24 protein-coding genes are annotated in these 19,264 nt (G+C 53.4%); 6 read left to right on the top strand and 18 right to left on the bottom strand.

What is annotated here, in order from left to right; genetic code table 11:
- Positions 1–45: 45 nt before the first annotated feature.
- Complete coding sequence (gene yutH, locus B1A75_RS07725; protein WP_079936040.1) at positions 46–1,047, bottom strand: spore coat putative kinase YutH; 1,002 nt, start codon at positions 1,045–1,047, stop codon at positions 46–48.
- Positions 1,048–1,342: 295 nt separating this feature from the next.
- On the opposite strand from yutH, the gene B1A75_RS07720 reads away from it, so the two are divergent.
- The gene (locus B1A75_RS07720) at positions 1,343–1,840 is read left to right on the top strand and encodes a phosphatidylglycerophosphatase A family protein (RefSeq protein WP_011232437.1); all 498 of its coding nucleotides are present in this window, start codon (positions 1,343–1,345) and stop codon (positions 1,838–1,840) included.
- An 83-nt stretch (positions 1,841–1,923) separates the two neighbouring features.
- On the opposite strand, the gene B1A75_RS07715 is transcribed toward B1A75_RS07720, so the two are convergent.
- Together B1A75_RS07715 and hepT are read right to left on the bottom strand one after the other, a co-directional pair.
- The gene (locus B1A75_RS07715; RefSeq protein WP_011232438.1) at positions 1,924–2,694 is read right to left on the bottom strand and encodes a TIGR01457 family HAD-type hydrolase; all 771 of its coding nucleotides are present in this window, start codon (positions 2,692–2,694) and stop codon (positions 1,924–1,926) included.
- A gap of 24 nt (positions 2,695–2,718) precedes the next feature.
- A complete protein-coding gene (gene hepT / locus B1A75_RS07710; protein ID WP_011232439.1) occupies positions 2,719–3,156 on the bottom strand; it encodes a type VII toxin-antitoxin system HepT family RNase toxin in 438 nt (145 codons plus the stop codon).
- Between the two features lie 101 nt (positions 3,157–3,257).
- On the opposite strand from hepT, the gene B1A75_RS07705 reads away from it, so the two are divergent.
- Positions 3,258–3,527 (top strand): DUF3055 domain-containing protein, encoded by a 270-nt coding sequence (locus tag B1A75_RS07705; protein WP_021321783.1) that lies wholly within the window; start codon positions 3,258–3,260, stop codon positions 3,525–3,527.
- Positions 3,528–3,585: 58 nt separating this feature from the next.
- The gene (locus B1A75_RS07700) at positions 3,586–3,870 is read left to right on the top strand and encodes a hypothetical protein (protein WP_013144327.1); all 285 of its coding nucleotides are present in this window, start codon (positions 3,586–3,588) and stop codon (positions 3,868–3,870) included.
- A gap of 38 nt (positions 3,871–3,908) precedes the next feature.
- Here the strand turns inward: B1A75_RS07700 and B1A75_RS07695 are convergent, their stop codons facing one another.
- Positions 3,909–4,184, bottom strand: coding sequence for a YutD family protein (locus B1A75_RS07695; RefSeq protein WP_013144326.1), 276 nt, complete (start codon positions 4,182–4,184; stop codon positions 3,909–3,911).
- Between the two features lie 112 nt (positions 4,185–4,296).
- Between B1A75_RS07695 and B1A75_RS07690 the strand changes: the two genes are divergently transcribed.
- Complete coding sequence (locus B1A75_RS07690) at positions 4,297–4,983, top strand: YhcN/YlaJ family sporulation lipoprotein (RefSeq protein ID WP_074044238.1); 687 nt, start codon at positions 4,297–4,299, stop codon at positions 4,981–4,983.
- A 123-nt stretch (positions 4,984–5,106) separates the two neighbouring features.
- On the opposite strand, the gene lipA is transcribed toward B1A75_RS07690, so the two are convergent.
- Positions 5,107–6,003 carry a lipoyl synthase gene (gene lipA, locus B1A75_RS07685; RefSeq protein ID WP_074044239.1) on the bottom strand — a complete coding sequence of 299 codons (897 nt, stop codon included), beginning with the start codon at positions 6,001–6,003 and terminating at the stop codon, positions 5,107–5,109.
- A gap of 167 nt (positions 6,004–6,170) precedes the next feature.
- Between lipA and B1A75_RS07680 the strand changes: the two genes are divergently transcribed.
- A complete protein-coding gene (locus B1A75_RS07680) occupies positions 6,171–7,160 on the top strand; it encodes a M23 family metallopeptidase (RefSeq protein WP_079936026.1) in 990 nt (329 codons plus the stop codon).
- On the opposite strand, the gene B1A75_RS07675 is transcribed toward B1A75_RS07680, so the two are convergent.
- From B1A75_RS07675 to B1A75_RS07625, 11 genes are all read right to left on the bottom strand, one after another.
- Positions 7,157–7,330 (bottom strand): hypothetical protein, encoded by a 174-nt coding sequence (locus B1A75_RS07675; RefSeq protein ID WP_254866609.1) that lies wholly within the window; start codon positions 7,328–7,330, stop codon positions 7,157–7,159. The genes B1A75_RS07680 and B1A75_RS07675 overlap by 4 nt on opposite strands.
- A gap of 174 nt (positions 7,331–7,504) precedes the next feature.
- Positions 7,505–8,212 (bottom strand): ABC transporter ATP-binding protein, encoded by a 708-nt coding sequence (locus B1A75_RS07670; RefSeq protein ID WP_074044241.1) that lies wholly within the window; start codon positions 8,210–8,212, stop codon positions 7,505–7,507.
- A gap of 3 nt (positions 8,213–8,215) precedes the next feature.
- Positions 8,216–8,995, bottom strand: a complete 780-nt coding sequence (locus B1A75_RS07665) for an ABC transporter ATP-binding protein (RefSeq protein WP_074044242.1) — start codon at positions 8,993–8,995, stop codon at positions 8,216–8,218.
- Entirely contained in the window at positions 8,970–9,944 is a 975-nt protein-coding gene (locus B1A75_RS07660) for a branched-chain amino acid ABC transporter permease (RefSeq protein WP_074044243.1), read from the bottom strand. Before B1A75_RS07660 ends, B1A75_RS07665 begins: the two co-directional genes overlap by 26 nt.
- A gap of 16 nt (positions 9,945–9,960) precedes the next feature.
- On the bottom strand, positions 9,961–10,839 hold the full coding sequence (locus B1A75_RS07655; RefSeq protein WP_074044244.1) for a branched-chain amino acid ABC transporter permease: 879 nt from the start codon (positions 10,837–10,839) through the stop codon (positions 9,961–9,963).
- Between the two features lie 106 nt (positions 10,840–10,945).
- Positions 10,946–12,142 carry an ABC transporter substrate-binding protein gene (locus B1A75_RS07650; RefSeq protein ID WP_074044253.1) on the bottom strand — a complete coding sequence of 399 codons (1,197 nt, stop codon included), beginning with the start codon at positions 12,140–12,142 and terminating at the stop codon, positions 10,946–10,948.
- A gap of 581 nt (positions 12,143–12,723) precedes the next feature.
- Positions 12,724–13,470, bottom strand: coding sequence for a sporulation protein YunB (yunB, locus tag B1A75_RS07645; RefSeq protein ID WP_074044245.1), 747 nt, complete (start codon positions 13,468–13,470; stop codon positions 12,724–12,726).
- Positions 13,471–13,523: 53 nt separating this feature from the next.
- Positions 13,524–13,826 carry a YunC family protein gene (locus B1A75_RS07640; protein ID WP_074044246.1) on the bottom strand — a complete coding sequence of 101 codons (303 nt, stop codon included), beginning with the start codon at positions 13,824–13,826 and terminating at the stop codon, positions 13,524–13,526.
- Between the two features lie 61 nt (positions 13,827–13,887).
- A complete protein-coding gene (locus tag B1A75_RS07635; protein WP_074044247.1) occupies positions 13,888–15,270 on the bottom strand; it encodes a bifunctional metallophosphatase/5'-nucleotidase in 1,383 nt (460 codons plus the stop codon).
- 17 nt (positions 15,271–15,287) lie between these two features.
- A complete protein-coding gene (locus tag B1A75_RS07630; protein ID WP_074044248.1) occupies positions 15,288–16,190 on the bottom strand; it encodes a sulfite exporter TauE/SafE family protein in 903 nt (300 codons plus the stop codon).
- A 23-nt stretch (positions 16,191–16,213) separates the two neighbouring features.
- Positions 16,214–17,062 carry a DUF72 domain-containing protein gene (locus B1A75_RS07625; protein WP_074044254.1) on the bottom strand — a complete coding sequence of 283 codons (849 nt, stop codon included), beginning with the start codon at positions 17,060–17,062 and terminating at the stop codon, positions 16,214–16,216.
- 260 nt (positions 17,063–17,322) lie between these two features.
- On the opposite strand from B1A75_RS07625, the gene B1A75_RS07620 reads away from it, so the two are divergent.
- Positions 17,323–17,934 carry a LysE family translocator gene (locus tag B1A75_RS07620; RefSeq protein ID WP_371878463.1) on the top strand — a complete coding sequence of 204 codons (612 nt, stop codon included), beginning with the start codon at positions 17,323–17,325 and terminating at the stop codon, positions 17,932–17,934.
- A 547-nt stretch (positions 17,935–18,481) separates the two neighbouring features.
- Here B1A75_RS07620 and B1A75_RS20215 read toward each other — a convergent pair.
- Both B1A75_RS20215 and B1A75_RS19825 read right to left on the bottom strand, forming a co-directional pair.
- Positions 18,482–18,826 carry a hypothetical protein gene (locus tag B1A75_RS20215; RefSeq protein WP_254866608.1) on the bottom strand — a complete coding sequence of 115 codons (345 nt, stop codon included), beginning with the start codon at positions 18,824–18,826 and terminating at the stop codon, positions 18,482–18,484.
- Between the two features lie 201 nt (positions 18,827–19,027).
- Positions 19,028–19,234 (bottom strand): CDI toxin immunity protein, encoded by a 207-nt coding sequence (locus B1A75_RS19825; protein WP_079936025.1) that lies wholly within the window; start codon positions 19,232–19,234, stop codon positions 19,028–19,030.
- Between the last annotated feature and the right edge of the window lie 30 nt (positions 19,235–19,264).

Raw genomic sequence — 19,264 nt, 5'->3', positions numbered from 1 at the left:
TTTTTCGTTTGGGCCAAAAAAAAGCGGGAAGCTGTCTTCCCTGCGTTACGCCGGCGGCAGCCACTCGACCGCCGGCAGGCGGATGCGGTTCGAGATGCCGGCGATCTTGGCAAACGAAGCCAAAAACCGCTCGTACTCGTGCGATCGATCGAGCAAGCGCCGCAACGCGTCCTCATGCCTCGCTTGTTCGTTCTCATCCGAAGCGGTATAATACGCTTCCACGCATTCAAAATACGGAAGAGGAAACAAAAGGCGCGCGTAAATGAGCCGCCAGGCAAACGGCGAAAGCGCCGTCAAATGGCCGTAATCTTGGAAAAATTGGCGGACCGCCCGTCGGCATCGCATCCCGTGCCGCTGATACAAATGGCGCACCCATTCCGCCAAATCGCGGGCGCAATGGTCATACACCCAGTCGGTCGGCAGCTTCGCTTCGATCCCCCCAACCCACTTCGCCTCGGGGAGACGCTCATGGCAAAATGCCGCGTAATCGATGCGCCCTGGTTCTTCGTCAATCTCCGTGTCCGCCACGTATTGCACCGCGTTTTCCGCCAAGCCTAAATAATACGGGAACGATTCGATAAACAGACGATCAAACAGCGACGACGGCCCGGAAGCGAGCTTGCTCGACCAAAACGCCTCCATTTGATCGATCCGCTTCGCCCACAGCTCCCGCCATTGGCCGATGCGCCGGCATGCGACAATCGGCCATGGACATGTTCTCCCGCATTCATGCATCACCGCCAATTCCCTTCCGAGCGAACGAAAGCGAGCCGCCGGAAGCGGAGCGCGAACGAGCGCCAACGGCTGTCCGTTATAGGAAGCGATATACGTTCCGGACGTCGTTTTGACCAGTTCTCCGACGCCGTCCACTCCTTTTGCCCGCAAATAGCGGCTCATTTGCTGGCGCTCTTCCATCTCCGCTTCGCTCCGCCCATCAGCGGGAATGATGAGGAAACGCTCCTGTTTATGCCAAAACGCGGTATGCATCCCTCTTCGTTCCAAGCGTTCGATGCGCATGCTGTACTGTTCACGCACCCATTCTTCCATCGCCGCGCCTCCTTTTTCCTTTTTGCCGAAACCAGTCATTCCGCTCGTTCCACACCTTCATCTCATCGCCGCCCCATCGATGAGCCGATTCCGCCTCCGCTCCAGCATGAAACGGCCCCATTCACGCGCCTATGCTGATCAGCCAGCGCATGGCCGCGGAAAAAGAGGGCTACTTTTTATATATGACAGCGGGCGCCAAAAAAGCCGATGAGCATTTTTCTTTATATGACGGACTTATTTATGACATGATACATATATATAGAAAACGACTTTCTAAAAGAAACAGGTGAAGTTCATGAGCGAATTCATTATGAACAATCTGGAACAAACGGCTCGGCGCTGGCTTGAGGAACGGGGGGTGACCGTGGAAAAAATTGCGGAGCTCGTTTATTACTTGCAATCAAAATATCATCCCGATTTAACGATGGAGGAGTGCATCGAAAACGTCAACCGCGTCATTTCGAAACGCGAAGTGCAAAATGCGATTCTAACCGGCATCCAATTGGATAAACTCGCCGAAGACGGTCGGCTCGATGAACCGCTGCAGTCGATCATCCGCCGCGATGAAGGGCTGTATGGCGTCGACGAAATTTTGGCGCTGTCAATCGTCAATGTGTACGGATCGATCGGGTTTACGAACTACGGATATATCGATAAGCAAAAACCGGGCATTTTGCAATATTTAAATGATAAATCGACCGGCAAATGCAACACGTTTTTGGACGACATTGTCGGCGCCATCGCCGCGGCGGCGTCAAGCCGCCTGGCGCATCGGGCCGCCAATGCGGAGTAACGCCGGCGCCGCCCATGCGCGCCCTCCATCCGCGCCGAGCAACATGAAACGCCGCCTTGCCTTTTTTGGCAAAGCGGCGTTGTTTACAAGCGGTCAAGCCATTCCAAAAGCGAATCGGCCGTATACGTCGGCATCCGTTCGTAGCGGGCGAGCATTTCTTTTGTCGTAACGCCCGTATGGACTAAAAGCGTATCGATGCCAGCGTTCATGCCGGCTAAAATGTCGGTTTCATAATAGTCGCCGATCATCAGCACGTCCTCCTTCGGGACGCCGAGCACTTTGAGCGCCTGCTCCATAATGATTTTTTCCGGCTTGCCGATAAATGTCGGCTTCACCTGCGTCGATACGGCGACGACCGACGTCAGCGCCCCGTTGCCCGGAAGCAGCCCCCGCTCCGTCGGCAAGGCGATGTCGCCGTTGGTTGAGATGAACATCGCTCCATTTCGGACAGCGAGACAAGCGACAGCGAACTTTTCGTATGTAATTTGCCGGTCAATCCCGATGACGACGACATCCGCATCTTCGCCGGCCAAACGGAATCCTTTGTCCGCCAAGGCGGTTTGGAGCCCTTCTTCACCGATCACATACACGGAAGCATCCGGTTTTTTTTCAAAAATGTAATTCGCCGTCGCCTGGCTTGTCGTAAACACATGCTTCTCCTCGGCCGGCACGCCGAACGAACGCAATTTTTCCGCCACTTGCGCCGGTGTGCGCGACGAATTGTTCGTGACAAACAAATACGGAATGCCGCGGCGGTGCAGCTCGTTGACAAACGTACGCGCCTCAGCGATGCATTCGGTGCCGCGGTACATCGTCCCGTCCAAATCGATGAGGTAGCCGTTGTATCGTTTCAATGCATTCGCTCTCCTTTCCCGCCATCAATTGCGAAACGCCGACACCGGGCCGAGCTCGTTTTCAAGGTAAGCGCGCACCGCCTTCGGATACGCCTCAAGCGCCGGCAAATGTTCGTTCAGATCGGCGAGCAATTTCGCGTGATCGACGCGCGCATATTCGTGCACAAGCATTTTCCGATGGGCAATGAACGCTTTCAATCGGTCGGCATCCGCCGGCGAGATCACCTGTTCGTCAGCCAAAATGTCGATGATGTCGTTATAGCTGCCCGGGTCGCGCATAATAAACCCGTCGATCATGGCGTTGCCGACGTCCAACACCGCCTCGATGACGATATGAGCGATCCGTTCGAGCGCCAATTGCCGAAGCGGCTCGTCCCATCGCTCCTCGGCCTTGTAACGGTCCAGCATTTGTTCCATGTAGCTGAGCGTTTCTTCCAGTTTTTTGCGATCGACAAAATACATCCGTCATCCCTCCTCGTTCCTTTGTGCGATTTGCTGTCTCCCGTTTTCGCCGCCTGTCTGCTATGATGGACATAGACGAAAAAACAGGAGGGGCTCAAATTATGGGCGAACGGTTTTATTTATACGACGACACCGTCGAAGCGGCCGTCCGCTTCGTCAGCTTTGTCGGCGAGCGGCAGCGGTTTGATTTGGCGCTCATCGAAACGGATCGTTTTTACGGGAAGTGGCTCGTGCTCGACTTGCAAAGCAACCGCTTTGCCATTCTCGGGCGCGACGATTTGGAGGAGCCAGGCTATATCGAGCACGCTTACCAGCTTCATGAACAAGATGCCAACGATTTGCGCGCCTTTTTGGAGGAGTATCTCTCATAACCTTCCTCGGTTTCGGGCATCTTATGAAACAGCCCACGAACGAAGGAAGGTGAGACGAATGGCGGAACGGGAAACATACGCCGATTTTTCCGTCGTCGAGAAACAGCGCAATTTCTTGACCGCTGAAGAGTTCCCAGAAGGGCCGTACGGCTCGCCGCGCCGCGACGACGCGCCGGTCGAAAACAAAAGCACGCCTTGGAAGGAAGGCCAGCGGCATTACAGCGCCTTCAACTACGAGTTTAAATCGTTCCACCAAAACATTCCAAGGCGCGACCCAGCCGCCCACCCGCCGCACGACGATCCGCATCAGAGCGAACAGTTTCCGTACAACGAAGGCGAATGACGAGGCAGCCGCTCGCGGCAAGCGGGCGGCTGCCGTGCTTACCGTTTCACCTTGCGCAGCACAAAATACGCGCAGCCGAAGTTGCAATATTCATACAAATATTCGGACAACGTGCTGATTTTCGTATCGTACGTCGCTTTTTGGTTATGGTCGTCAAAAAACCCGCGCAACCGGAGCTGGTTGTATCCCCAATCCCCGACAATGTAGTCGTACTTCGCCAAAATGTCCGCATATCGGGCGCGAAAGGCTTCTTCATTAAAGGCGTTTTTCACATTTTCCACCAGTTCGTAACAATGATTGTTAATGCAAATCACTGTTCTCACCTCGCCTTTCCACTTCCATCATAAACGATGCATCGCCCCCAATCAATTACTGTCATCAAACCATCATCCGTGTGCCACTCTAAAAGCGAAGGGGGTGCTGACGATGAGACGACCATGGTTGGCCGTTGCGTTCGGAGCGGCCGTCGCCCTAGCCGGCTGCGCGCAGACGGCCGAGGACGAAAACACCGACATTTACAAGCGGAGCGGCAACACGATCAATGTCACCGACCGCAACGAGCTGTACAATGAAAACGGGGTGCCCAACGGCGATGACACGCCGATGAACAACTTCGGCTACGTCCGCCATCAAAAAAGCCCGATCCTCGGCGATGCAAACGGCTATAACGACATGCCGTCCTTCAACCGCGAGAAAGCGGCTGATTTAATCAGCAAATTGTGCACCCAGCTGCCGGGCGTCAAAGACGTCGCCACGCTCGTCACCGATGAAGAGGTGCTCGTCGTGTATGACGCGGACACGAACAACCGGCAGCAAACGGCCGATCAAGTGAAAAAAACGGCGCTTTCCGTCGTTCCCCGCTACTACCATGTGTATGTCGCCGACAATCCGCAGCTGATGAAGGACATCGAGCGCTTCGGACGCCTTGATTCGAACACGCGCAACATCGACCAAATTCTCGATGCGACGATTCAGCGGATGTTGAAATATCCACAAGGAAAAAAACTGAGCGACGGGGAAAATGAAAACGGCGAAATGATCAACGAAACAAACGATGAATTAGACCGCGATTTCCGCGACGGCACGCCGCGGGCGACGAAAGCGGAACGCTAAGGGCAAAGAAACGGTCTGCCTTCTTTATGAAAGGCATGACCGTTTCTTCGCGTTCATCCGGCCGGGATGATGCTTTCAGCCGCTGAAACAACGCTTGCTTGCTTTCGCGCCGTTCGTTGGATGTTACGCTTTCAACTGCCGCGCTTTCGCCGCCTCGCTCACCTGCTCATCGGCATGGTACGACGAGCGGACGAGCGGGCCCGCTTCACAATGGCTGAACCCTTTGCTCAGCGCGATTTCTTTCAGCTCTTGAAACTCGTCCGGATGGTAATATTTTACGACCTTCAAATGTTTTTTCGTCGGCTGCAAATACTGGCCGATCGTCAAAATATCAACATGGTTGGCGCGCAAGTCATCCATCGCTTCGATGATTTCCTCTTTCGTTTCCCCAAGCCCGACCATGATGCTCGATTTCGTCGGAATGTCCGGCTGCAATTCTTTCGCGCGCCGCAAAAACTCAAGCGAACGTTCGTACGTCGCGCGGGCGCGCACCCTTGGAGTCAAGCGGCGCACCGTTTCGATGTTATGGTTTAAAATGTCAGGGCGGGCATCCATCAAAATTTTTAAGTTTTCATACACCCCGCCCATATCCGATGGCAGCACCTCGATCGTCGTAAACGGGTTTTTCCGGCGGATGGCGCGCACCGTTTCGGCGAATACCGCCGCCCCGCCGTCTTTCAAGTCATCGCGGGCGACGGCGGTGACGACGACGTGTTTCAAGTTCATAATGCGCACCGATTCCGCGACGCGTTCGGGCTCCTGCCAATCGAGCTCGGTCGGCAACCCGGTTTTCACGGCGCAAAAGCGGCACGCGCGCGTGCAAACGCTGCCTAAAATCATAAACGTCGCCGTCCGCCGAACCGCCCAACACTCGTGAATATTCGGGCATTTCGCCTCTTCGCACACGGTATGTAAACGGTTTTCCCGCATGAGCTTCTTCAACCCGACATAATGCTCATTCGTGTTCAGCTTAATTTTCAACCAGTCCGGCTTGCGGACATGTTCTTCCTTTGTCGCCATCGTTCTCACTCCACTTGTCGAGGATTGTTCATTTTTCATTATAAATGAAAAGCGCGGAAAAACAAAAAGAAATCGCCCATCAAGCGATTTTCCTCCTTTTAACATTTATGAAATTCCCGTTTCTCCCCAAACTAAACATATGAAACGGGCGGAAAGGGGGAATACGCGTGCATCGATGGCTTGCCGCCATATCGGCGGCAGCGATGCTGTGGATCGCCGCCGGCGCGGCTTCCGCGGCGGAACAGGAAGAAGCGGTGTATGAAAAGCGAATGGAGCTGTACAAAAAGGCTGAAGCCGTTTCCTTGATCCCGTGGTATTACTTTGCGGCCATTGACCAGTATGAGCGAAACGTCCGGCAAGTGCGCCGCGACCTGCCCAAGCCAGCCGGCGTTCTCGGCATTTATATGAAGCCGGAAATATGGGCCGGGCCGCTGAACAAAAACCCGCACGATACAGACCCGTTCACCATCTCCCAGTTTAGCGGCCTTGGCGTGGACGGTGACGGCGACGGCTATGCGCGGGCGGATGACGATGACGATGTGATCATGGCCATGGCCCGCTATTTGCAGACGTACGGCATCGATCACCGCCATATCAAAATCGCGCTTTGGAACTATTACCAACGCGCCAAAACCGTCGACTTGATTTTAGGAAAGGCGAGAATTTATAAAAAGTATCAGACGTTGAAATTGGACAACCACGTGTTTCCGCTTCCGCTAGGGGCCAATTACAGCTACCGCGATACATGGGGCGATGCGCGCGGCTGGGGCGGACGCCGCATCCACGAAGGAACCGATATTTTCGCCGGCTACGGCGTTCCGGTGCGCTCGACGTGCTACGGCATCGTCGAGCTGAAAGGGTGGAACAAATACGGCGGCTGGCGCGTCGGCATCCGCGACATTAACAACACGTACCATTACTTTGCCCATTTGAACGGCTTCGCCGCCGATCTTCGAGAGGGGCAAATCGTCGAGCCAGGGACGATCATCGGCTCGGTCGGCAGCTCTGGCTACGGTCCGCCCGGCACGGCGGGGAAATTTCCTCCCCATCTTCACTACGGCATGTACAAAGACAACGGCTATACCGAATGGGCGTTTGACCCGTACCCGCACCTAAAAGCGTGGGAGCGGGCCGAGCGGCAACAACGGCGCCGCTAGCCGCGCGGAGGCTGGCGCGACGGGGTTCTCTCCGCCAACGCCAGACGCCCAAATAAGCGACATGTTTTTTCAAGAGCAGAGACGTCCCGGACGCCGATGTTTCCCGTCCGTCCATCCCAGCCGGCGTTCGCCGGCCAAAACGGGGCAAGCAGGGAAAAGGGCTCGCTCAAAAAGGCCATTTCCTTTAAACCAAACACAGCATATTGTTTCTGAATGATTGTTTTATACCTGTATACAGCAATAAGAAAGGGTGTCCCGATCCTGTTGGGACACCCTCTTTTTTCCACGGCGGCACAACCGTCCGAAACGGGGCTTTCCGCTGACGTTCTTCCGCCTATCGCTTCTCAATGCCCGCCCAAATACGCCTGCTTCACCTGCTCGCTCGCCTGCAGCTCGCTCGCCGTTCCCGACAAGACGACGCGCCCCGATTCAAGGACATAGGCGCGATGGGCGATGGAGAGCGCCATATGGGCGTTTTGTTCGACAAGCAAAATCGTCGTCCCCGACTCGTTGATTTCCTGAATGATGCGGAAAATCGTTTTGACCAAAAGCGGCGCGAGCCCCATTGACGGTTCGTCAAGCAAGAGCAGCTTTGGACGGGCCATGAGCGCGCGGCCGATGGCGAGCATTTGCTGCTCGCCGCCCGAAAGCGTTCCAGCCAGCTGCTTGCGCCGCTCTTCAAGGCGCGGGAACAGCTGAAAGACTTTGGCAAAGTCTTGTTGAATGCCTTCTTTGTCTTTGCGCAAAAACGCGCCGAGCTCCAAGTTTTCCTCCACCGTCATATTGGCGAAGACGCGCCGCCCTTCCGGCACGTGGGAAATGCCTTGCTTGACGATCGTCTGCGCCGCCTTGCCGGCGATCGAGGCCCCCTCATACACAATGTCGCCGTTTTTCGGCCTAAGCAGCCCGGAAATGGTTTTCAGAAGCGTCGTTTTCCCCGCGCCGTTCGCGCCGATCAAGGTAACGATTTCGCCGCTGTTTACTTCAAGCGATACGCCTTTTAACGCATGAATATTGCCGTAAAACACGTCAATTTGATCGACTTTCAGCATCGTTCACGACACCTCCTCGCCAAGGTAAGCCTCGATCACTTTCGGGTTGCTGCGCACTTGTTCCGGCGTGCCTTCGGCGATCAGCTGGCCGTGATCCAACACGTAAATGCGCTCGCATATGCCCATCACAAGCGACATGTCATGCTCAATCAACAAAATCGTCAAGGCAAACCGTTCGCGAATGAACGCAATCAACTTCATCAATTCTTTCGTTTCTTGCGGGTTCATGCCGGCGGCCGGCTCGTCAAGCAAAAGCACTTTTGGCTGCGCCGCCAGCGCCCGAGCGATCTCAAGCCGGCGCTGCTGGCCGTACGGCAAGTTTTTCGCCTTCTCGTGCATGACGCCGTCAAGCTGAAAAATTTTCAAAAACTCGATCGCCTTTTCTTCCATTTCCTTTTCACCGCGGAAATGGGACGGGAGGCGGAGAATGGAGCTCAGCATCGAATGGCGGGCGTGCGCATGGTAGGCGACTTTCACGTTGTCGAGCACCGACAGCTCGCCGAACAGGCGAATGTTTTGAAACGTCCGGCTGATCCCTTTGCGCGTAATTTTATACGGCGGCAGGCCGTTCAACGTCTCACCGTCAAGCATAATCCGCCCGTCAGTCGGCACATACACGCCCGTCAATAAGTTAAACAGCGTCGTTTTCCCCGCGCCGTTCGGGCCGATGAGCCCGACAAGCTCCCCTTGATACAGCTCCATCGTCACACCGGAGAGCGCCTTCAGCCCGCCAAACTGGATGCCGACATTTTCTGCCTTAAGCAACGGTGTTTTTGCCGCCATGATTCATTCCTCCCTGCGCTGCCTTCCGCCATTTGAAGAGCGAAGATAGTTCTTTCGTCCCCATCAGCCCGGTTGGACGGTACAGCATCACCAAAATCAAGACGATGCTGTAAATGATCATCCGCGTTTCCGGATAGTTTTGCAAGAACGTCGAAACGATCGTCAGCAGCACCGCCGCCACCACCGCGCCGGACAAGCTGCCGAGCCCGCCGAGCACGACGAAAATCAAAATGTCAAACGATTTTAAAAAGCCGAAGTTCGACGGCTGAATGATGTAAAAGTGATGGGCGTACAGCGCCCCGGCGATGCCGGCGAAAAACGAACCAATCGCAAACGCCGCCACTTTGTAATACGTCGTATTGATCCCCATGGCATCGGCGGCGATTTCATCCTCGCGAATCGAAATGCACGCCCGTCCGTGCGTCGAGTTCGTGAAGTTGGCGATCACAAGAATCGTTACAAACAGGCAGGCGAACACCCACGGCCATGTCGTCATATGCGTCACCGTCATGCCGCTCGCCCCGCCGACGTAATCGATGTTCAATAGCGCGATGCGGACAATTTCGCCAAACCCAAGCGTGGCGATCGCCAAGTAATCGCCTTTTAAACGCAAGCTCGGCACGCCGATGATGAGGCCGGCGAGCATCGCCGCGATCCCGGCGGTCAATACGCCGACCGCAAACGGTAGCTGCAGCTTCATTGTCATGACGGCTGAAGCGTAAGCACCGACGGCAAAAAAGCCAGCGTGTCCAATCGAAAACTGTCCGGTGATGCCGATGATCAAGTGAAGGCTCGCAGCCAGCATGACGTTGATCGCCATGAAAAAGAGCGTGTTGACGTAAAACACATTGAGCGTCCCGCTTGCAATCAGCCACTCGACAACAGCGAAAAAGGCGAAGGCCAGTATGACGGAAACCCAAAATCCACGCGTCCGCTTCCAAGTTGCCATTGTCCCCTACCATCCTTTACACTTTTTCTCGTACGTTCTTGCCAAACAATCCGGCCGGCCGGAAAATGAGGATGAGAATTAAAATGACAAACGCCACTCCGTCGCGCCAAAGCGAGTAGCCGAGCCCGCTGACGAGCGATTCGATGACGCCAAGCAAAAGCCCCCCGACCATCGCCCCCGGAATGATGCCGATTCCGCCCAACACGGCGGCGACAAACGCTTTCAAGCCGGGAAGAATGCCCATCAGCGGTTCGATTTTCGTATAATAAATGCCGAAAATGACGCCTGCCGCCCCAGCGAGCGCCGAACCAATGGCGAACGTCGCCGAAATCGTATTGTCGACGTTAATCCCCATCAACCGGGCCGCTTCCGCATCATGGGAAACAGCGCGCATCGCCTTCCCGATTTTTGTCCGGTGAACGATGAATTGAAGAAGGACCATCAAAACGAGGGACGTGCCGAGGATGAACAGCGACTGGCTGCTGATGACAACCCCAAACAGCTCCAAATTCCGGTCTGGCAACAGCGTGCTCGGATACGCTTCCGGCTGGGCCCCGCGCAAATAGATCGTCACATACTCAATAAGCAGCGAGACGCCGATCGCCGTAATGAGCACCGCAATGCGCGCCGCATTGCGCAACGGCTTGTAGGCAATCCGCTCGATGATCATCCCAAGCACGGCGCAAGATGCCATCGCCAACAAAAGCGCCGGGAAAAAGCCGACACCAAGCATCGTTACGGCGTAAAAACCGACGAATGAACCGACCATAAAGACGTCGCCATGGGCGAAGTTAATGAGCCGAACGATGCCGTACACCATCGTATAGCCAAGAGCGATGAGCGCATAAATGCTGCCTAGCGAAATGCCGTTGACCAGCTGTTGAATGAGTTCCATGATTGCACGCTCCTTAACGAAAACTCGTCGTTGACCAAAAGAAATGCCGGACAGGAGGGCGCCCCCTTAGGGGCCTCCCCCGTCCATGCATCCATCCAGCCTTTCATTACGGATTCACTTTTGTTTTGAACTGTTGCTGCCCGTCTTTGTATTCCAAAATGGCCGCCGATTTGACCGGGTCATGGTTTTCATTGAGCGTCAGCGTCCCCGAGACGAGCTGCAAATCTTTCGTTTGCGCCAGCGCGTCTTTAATTTTCACCGGATCGGCGCTGCCGGCCCGCTTAATGGCGTCGGCCAGGAAGTATGCCGTATCATAGCCAAGAGCGTTGAAGGCATCTGGCGCTTTGTTGTATTTCGCTTTAAATGCTTTGACAAACTCTTGAATTTTCGGGTCCGGATCGCCCGACGAATAATGGTTTGTGATGTACGTGTTGTTCAACGCGTCTTTGCCCGCAATTTCAACAAGCTTCGGCGAATCCCAGCCGTCGCCGCCCATGATCGGCACGTTCAAGCCAAGCTCGCGCGCTTGTTTGACGATGAGGCCGACTTCTTCATAATAGCCCGGCAAGAACAAAAATTCCGGATTGGCCGATTTGATGCGCGTCAATGTAGCGCGGAAGTCGGTGTCTTTCGCAACGTACGCCTCTTCAGCGACGATTTTGCCGCCGCCTTGGGTGAACGCCTCTTTAAACGAAGCGGCCAGCCCTTTCGAATAATCGCTTGAGCTGTCAATCAACACCGCCGCGTTTTTCACTTTCAAGTCGTTTAGCGCGAATTTCGCCGCCACCGTTCCTTGGAACGGGTCGATAAAGCACGTCCGGAAGACGAACTCGTTCACTTTGCCGTCTTTGTTTGTGATCGTCGGGTTCGTGCCCGTCGGCGTAATGAGTGGCACTTTATTGTCGTTGGCGACTTGCACTTGGGCGAGCGTGTTCGTGCTCGTCGCCGAGCCGATGATGGCGACGACTTTGTCTTGGCTGATCAACTTGATCGCGCCGTTGGTCGCCTCCGCCGCTTCCGATTTGTTGTCGACTTTCACCAACTCCAGCTTTTTGCCGTTGATTCCTTCTTTGTTGATTTCCTCTAACGCCAAGTCCAGCCCTTCCGCAATCGACTGGCCGTACGAAGCGACCCCGCCGGACAGCTCGAGGTTGGCGCCGATTTTAATCACATCGCCGCCCCCGCCTCCGCCGCCGTTTCCGCCTGAAGAACTGCCGCCTTGCTGGTTGCCGCCGCAACCGGCCAAAAGACCCGCCGTCAGCATCAATGAGAAAAAGACACCTGCTGCTCTTTTTTTCTTCATTTCTTGTTCCCCCCATTGTTCAAAATGTTCTGTCACCAGAGCGCACGCCTTTCTCTGCATACTATATCGATAGAGTCCGTCTGCCTTGTGCGCTCGTCCGCCGCGCCGGATGGCGCCGCAAACTGATGCATGCCTTCCGATGCCGGCCGTTCATTCCCCCTCTCAAACCGCTATGTAAATAATAAAACTATTTTCAATTTAATATAATATTACAAAATTCGAACCAACTCGTCTAGTTGTTTTCTATTTGAAAAACAAAAAAAGCTGTTTCCTCTTGACAAACGCCAGAGAAACAGCCAAAGCCCCTTCGCCGGGAAGAACACTTTTTTTGCATAACATTTCCATGTTTCTGTCAAAACCATTCCCGACGGCTAACGCGGGCATCCGTTAACCTAACGGAACTAGCGGGCGAACGCCGGCCGCAAAATAAGCTCTGCTCTAGAGAATCGGTGATTGTATGAAAAATGAGGCTCAACTTGAGAACCCTTATAAACTCCACTCTTCTCTCTAATCGAGAACGATCGATTTAGGAAGATGACGGTCGCCGGCCTTTTAGAGGCGCGCATTGAGAGCCTTTCCCGCTACCGCTTCGGGAGCTGGATGGACGGGCCAACTTGACCGCCGTTTTTGTTGTAAAATTGCGGCACTTCTCCCGGAATGAAGCGCATCACAACTGGAATATCCGTTGTCACATTGGAAATTTTCGATGCAAAAGGAATGACGACTTGGATGTCGACCGATACATGAATGTCAATTTCAATAAAAAAACTGTTAATATCATAGGCTCTAATTTCTTTTGTCACTTCCGAGTCAACATTGCCAACGATCTGAAACTGCACCGGAATGCGCGGGCCAAGATTGGCTAAAAGCGCATTGTTCGTCACTTGCCCGAGCGGAATGTAATAAATGATGCCGCGGCTGTTTCCAGTGCCGGACTCGACCTCGGGAAGCACCATTCGTTCAAGCCGTCCTTCTGTCGCCGCCTTTAAGCTTTCCATCACATGATCGTCCGTCTCCGATAAGATGCGGTTGATCACCGCGGTGTCAAAATCGACCGACACAATTTTGCCGCTTTCGTCCTTTTGAACCGTGACCAGCTGGCGAAATTCAGGGTTGTCTTTTTGAAACTGCTGCTCAATGGCGTTATTGATCACCAAGTTGGCAATCCGCTTCGTTTCCGTTTCGGCGATTTCCATCAGCACCGGCTTAATGCCTTTATTGACAATCCAAAGGCTTGCCGCCGTCGAGAACATAAAAAAAACGAACGTCAATAAAAACACATAGCGGAACGGGAGCGGCCCTCTCCGCACCAATCGGGGGCGCAACAAAATGAAAATCCCTCCTTTACAAGCTATATGTATGCTTGCAAGGAGGGAGAATTTCACCGCATTTTCAACAGAGCCTCTCTTCCTTTCATTCCCTTTTCAATGCCGAGCTCCAAAGCGGCGACTGTCACCGATTCCAGCGGCGCTTCGAGCAGCTGTTCAATCGTGCGCACCCCGACCGCCCGCCCGGCGATAATGCCGCGATCGCGCAATTTCTCATTCAACAGCGCCACATCGAGCGCCCCGCACATAATGTATCCTTTCTCGCTTGCCACCGCCAACAAGTTCGTTTTCGGCAGCTGGACGGACACAGCGATAAACGGATGTCCGTCAATGATGATCGGCTTCACTTCGACCATCGCCGCAGTCACTCTCCTTTCCATACTCCAATGTATGAAGCATGAAAAAAGAGGTGCCTGCCTATTGGGCCAATTTCCAAGCGAGAAGATCGCGCAAAAACTCCGGCATGTAATACGTTTTTTCCGCCGCCCGCTGAATTTGCGGATAAAAGTGGCCGATCGCAAACATATCGGTCGTCGCCACCTCATACGTGCGCTCGGGATCGAGCGGCTCGCCGTTGATCATAATGCGGCGGATATGCCATTGACCGTCCTCCTCGAGCCCGGCCTCGATGTCCACGCCGTCGTACACCATTTCCCCCATCACTTCGCCGCGGAAGCCAAACCCTTTAAACTGCAAATGCTTCATCCGTTCCGTGTTGGCCTCAAGGATAATCTCTTTGAGCTCCGCGCCGCGCAGCTTCACCTTGCACGGGTTGAGCGGATGCGGGCAAATGCGATGCAAATCTTTTTTCGTCACCGGCCCTTTCGCAAGCGGCGCAAGCAGCACGCCGGCGTTGACCATGCCGATGTCCGCTTGGCACCACTCACGCAAAGCGGAAGCAAGCAAATTCGCGAGCGGCGACGGGGCGAACCAGTCAAGCGGCAAGTCATCATGGAGCACGGCGACTTGTTCCGCTTCAAGCCGCGCCAAACTTTCCTGCTCGAGGGAGCGAAGATGGTGCGCCACCTCTTCCGAAAACGGCAACGTGCCGGCATCGACCACTTTCGCAGACGCTCGCATAAGACGCCGCCCTTCCACTTCCAGCTTAACGACGCCGACATATTGTCCGTATTTCCCAGCCGCGCAAAGAAGCGCACCGTTCACTTGCTTCCCTTCCGGAAACAGATGATGAGTATGGCCGCCTAAAATCAAATCGATCCCCGGAATCTCAGCGGCTAGTTTTTCATCTTCATTCACCCCAAGATGGGACAGAACAACGACGCAATCGGCCTTTTGCTTCACTTCCTCCACCGCCGCTTGCAACATTTCCAACGGCGGCGCGATCGTCCATCCGAGCAACTCGTAAAAGTGAGAAAACGGAGCGGTGGCGCCAACCACCCCAATGCGAAACGTCTCCGTCGCCGGGATGACGACATACGGCAACGCCCAATGCGGCCGCACGCCGTCGCGGCGAAACAAATTGGCGACAACGACCGGAAACCGAGCCTGTTCGTACAGCGTATCCAATTCATCATGATCAAGGGTGATCCCTTCGTTGTTGCCAATGGTCACCGCATCATAGTGAAGATCGTTCAATAAGTCCACATTCGCTTTTCCGCGCGTCGCCTCGGTAATCGGGTGCACGCGGTCGAGAAAATCGCCGACATCAAACAAAAGCATCGCCTCGTTGCGCGCACGATGCTCTTGCCGCCGTTCCGACAAAAAGCGGGCGATTTGCGGCCAATGTTCAAAATGGCTGTGCACGTCGTTCGTATGATAAATATAGACGGTTTGCTTCAATGCGCAAGCCTCCTTGGTTACGAAAAACTTTCGATCACAAGCCGAAGGCCAAGCAAAACGAGCACAATCCGAAGCACGACAACAAGTGTCCGGCTTGGCATCCGCTTATTGATCCACGCCCCGGTTTTCGCGCCGATCCATACGCCGGGAATGAGGGCAAGGGCAAACGACCATTGCACATTTCCCATCGCGACATGGGTGAGAGAGCCGACGAGCGAGGACAAAAAAATCATCAACATCGACGTGGCGACCGCCACATGGGGCGGAAAGCGAAACAGCACGATCATCGCCGGCACCATGAGCGAGCCGCCGCCAATGCCAAACAACCCGCCGAAAAAGCCGACCACAAACGCGATGGCGATCGCGGCGAGCGGATAATAGCCGTACACGAACGTCTCCCCGTTCCGCTCCGTGTACGTGCGCATGACTTTCCGCGCCCACCACGATGCCGGTTTCAAGCGGGTTTCCGCTTTCGTCTCGGATCGGGATGACTCCCGTTCATTCTCCGTCGCCGCCGCCGTCTCGTCAGCCGAGCGCTTCGTTTTCTTCCGGCTCAGCGACAAAAACAGCGACATGGCGATTAAAAACAGCCCAAAATACAACGAAAAATGAGCGGCGCTCAGCGTATTGTTCACCCAAGCGCCGATGACCGCCCCGGGAACGCTGCCGATGCAAAACAGCAGACCGCTTTGATAGTCGACCATTTTGTCTTTCATATACGACAATGTGGACGATAATCCATTAAAAATAATGACGACAAGCGACGTGCCGACCGCCACTTGCGGCGTCACCGCCGAGAGCCAGCCGAGCGCGCCGAAAAACAACAACGACGGCACGATGATCACCCCGCCGCCAAGGCCGGCCAAACTGCCGACCGTCCCCGCGATAAAGCCGATCAAGACAAGCAACGCATACGCCATCCTCCATCCCCCTCTTCCCCGCTTCAAAACAAACCAAGCTGCCGCGGCGCAAGGCCCGTGTACTCAATGCCAAGCAAATCGATCAATTGTTTGGCGTTGTCGGCGGCATCGCCGCCGGAGTTGTTGTTAAACAGCACGTAAATTTGTTTCGTTTTTTTCTTTAATGCCTCTATATGGCTCGCCCACTCGCGCAGCTCGCGCTCGTTGTATCGATACAAGTAGCGGACGGCGCGCCAGTTCTCGCCGGCCGTCGCCTTGTTCCACCCGTGGACATTCCGTCCGTGCAGGCGGATGAGCGTCTTTTCCCGATCGGTCGGATGCAAAACGGTCGGCACCGACCCTTCCCCCGCCTGCGGCTCGTCGCAAATGCTGTGAATCCACCCTTCCTCTTCCATAAAGCGAAGCGTTTTTTCATAAAAGCGCGGCGAAAACCATGATTGGTGCCGAAATTCGAGCGCCGCCGGCACTTCCCCCATCCGCGCTTTCGTCCAGCGCAAGTACGCCACATGCTCGCGCCGGCAGTCAAACCACGGCGGAAACTGAAACAGCACCATCGCCAATTTTCCCGCCGCTTGAAACGGCGCGATCGATTCCAAAAACGCGGCAAACATCGCTTCCTTGCTTTCATACGGAATCGGGCCGCGCTCATGCCCGGTCATTCCTTGGTATGCCTTCACGATAAATTGAAACGACGGCGGCGTCTCGCGAATCCACTTTTCTACGTTCGAACGCGGCTGAATGGCGTAAAAGTACGAATCGACCTCGACCGTCGGAAAATGGGCCGCGTATTCCAGCAACTTGTCTTTCGCCGCAAGGCCGGGCGGATAGAGGCTGTCATGATCGCCCCAGCCGGTCAGTCCGATGTAAATCATCACGATCACCAATTCGTTCAATTTCCAGCTACCTTAACTATACCATAAGCGGCCCGGCCATGAAATCAAAACGCCTGCCGGCGGCGCCTTCACGCAACCGACACTTGCGGGCGAGGCCTTGGAGTTTGCCCAACCGCGCAAGGAGAAAAAACCATGATTGAAATGAATACAAAACTGCTCTACAATGGTATTCGCAAAAAATTCTAACGATATCATAACTGGAAAGGCGGCGATCGCCATTGATCCATCTCTATTCATTCATGATGTTGTCTATTTTTTTGATTGTGCTGCCGGGGCCCGATACGGCGATTGTTACAAAAAACACTATTTTGGTCGGGAAAATGGGCGGATTGAAAACCGCTTTTGGAGTTTGTTGCGCCCTTTTTCTCCATACCGCTGCGGCGGCTTTAGGGATTTCAGCCGTCATTATGCAATCTGCCCTGCTGTTTTCGATCCTGAAGTATGTGGGTGCTGTGTACTTAACGTATTTAGGCGTTAAGGCATTATATGGGGTCATGAAAAAAGGCGAAGCCCCCGGTGTGGAAACGGACATCAGAGGTGGAGGACAACATACCGCCTGCTTCAAGCAAGGGTTTCTGACCGATTTCTTAAATCCAAAAGTGGCGGCCTTTTTCTTAACCTTTTTGCCGCAATTCGTAGCACCGGGCTCGCACTCCTTTGTTCCGTTTCTCATGATGGGGGCGGCTTATACGGCGATGACCGCTATATGGTTTTTGTTTTACATTTCCTTCATCCATTATATTAGCGATTTCATGAAGCGGCCGAAAACGAAGAAATGGATCGAAGGAATCACGGGCGCGGTGATGATCGGGTTTGGCATCAAATTGGCGCTTGAAAAAGTCCAGCGCTAAACAGGAAGACTGAGCGCGGCTGAACAGAGCTGCCTGGCATGTGAAATGAAAGACAGGGGAGCGTTCAAAAAAAGAGCGCTCCCCCTAAAAAACATGAATCCCCCTTATTGAAGGGGTGAAATGGCCTGCGACGCGGCAGGCAACTTATGATTATGTTATGGGTTCCCTGGCGATAATATGCAAAGAGAGAGGCCAATCGGACCTCTCTGTTGCAAAAAACAAACGAATCCACGTTTTTCAACGTGTGAAAATGGTCTGTGACGAGACAGACAACTTATTTTGTACTCTAAGTATAGAAAAAAATTAAGGAAATGTCAATGCGCCGTTCATACGTTATCGATGCCGGTAAAAATACGTTACAGGTCAAATACCCATTTTACTCTGTTCATAATCTTATATCTTTACTATTCTGATACGCCCTCATAAGTGTAGGAGTGCATGATTGCACTTTGATACAACTGTATACGCTATACACATGTTCCGATGAATAGTGGTGTGGCTCCTTTCTGCAGAGCCACCATTATGAGTTGTACTTAGAGCATCGAACTCAAAGTGGATGCCAATCCACATCACCTGCTTCAATAATAATAATGTTCACTCCATCCGTTGCTATTTTCACTTTTTCAAACAGTTGATTTGAGGAAACAAGCACCACTTCCAATATTTCATCAGCATCAAAGTCTTTAACGCAATCTGTTTCAAAATATGTTACATCTTCAAAAACAATGAATCCCTCAATCATTTCAGGATCTTTTGTTTCATCATAATCAAATTGCAGCCATTTACATAACTCAGTTTCAAGAGATACTCTTTTTGTAGTGGAATCATATTCCACATTATTAATTAAACTCCCATGTAAATGATATCTTTTAAGGAAATCAGATATTCTCATCATTTTTCCCCATCCCATTAAAGGATATGTTTTCGTTGCATCTATCCTGGTGTGAATAAAATATTTGAAGGGTCTCATCCTGCTCTTTTACTCCACGATTATACTTTACCAAACCAGACACAGTTGTTTAGCTCCCCCCTTGACATCCCTGTACGAGAAAAACGGAAATGTCAAGGAGCTAAAATCATACCATTTGCTGCTTTATTTCTTTTCATTCTCTGCGATACCTATAGTCACTTCACCATCATGAAAGATTTCGATTACATACTCTCCATCTTCACAAAGAATAAACGCATCCGATCCCACAGCAGCTACATCATCGATGGCATTGAGAACTCTTTCCAATTTTGTCTGAATACCTGGATGGCAAGAATAATTCCACAGTACAATCACATCGTTATGATTCATCCCCTTTTTTCACAACCCACCAACGATTTC

It is taken from the genome of Geobacillus sp. LEMMY01 (assembly GCF_002042905.1).
Classification (GTDB): domain Bacteria; phylum Bacillota; class Bacilli; order Bacillales; family Anoxybacillaceae; genus Geobacillus; species Geobacillus proteiniphilus.
This window is presented reverse-complemented; position numbering and strand designations above follow the sequence as displayed.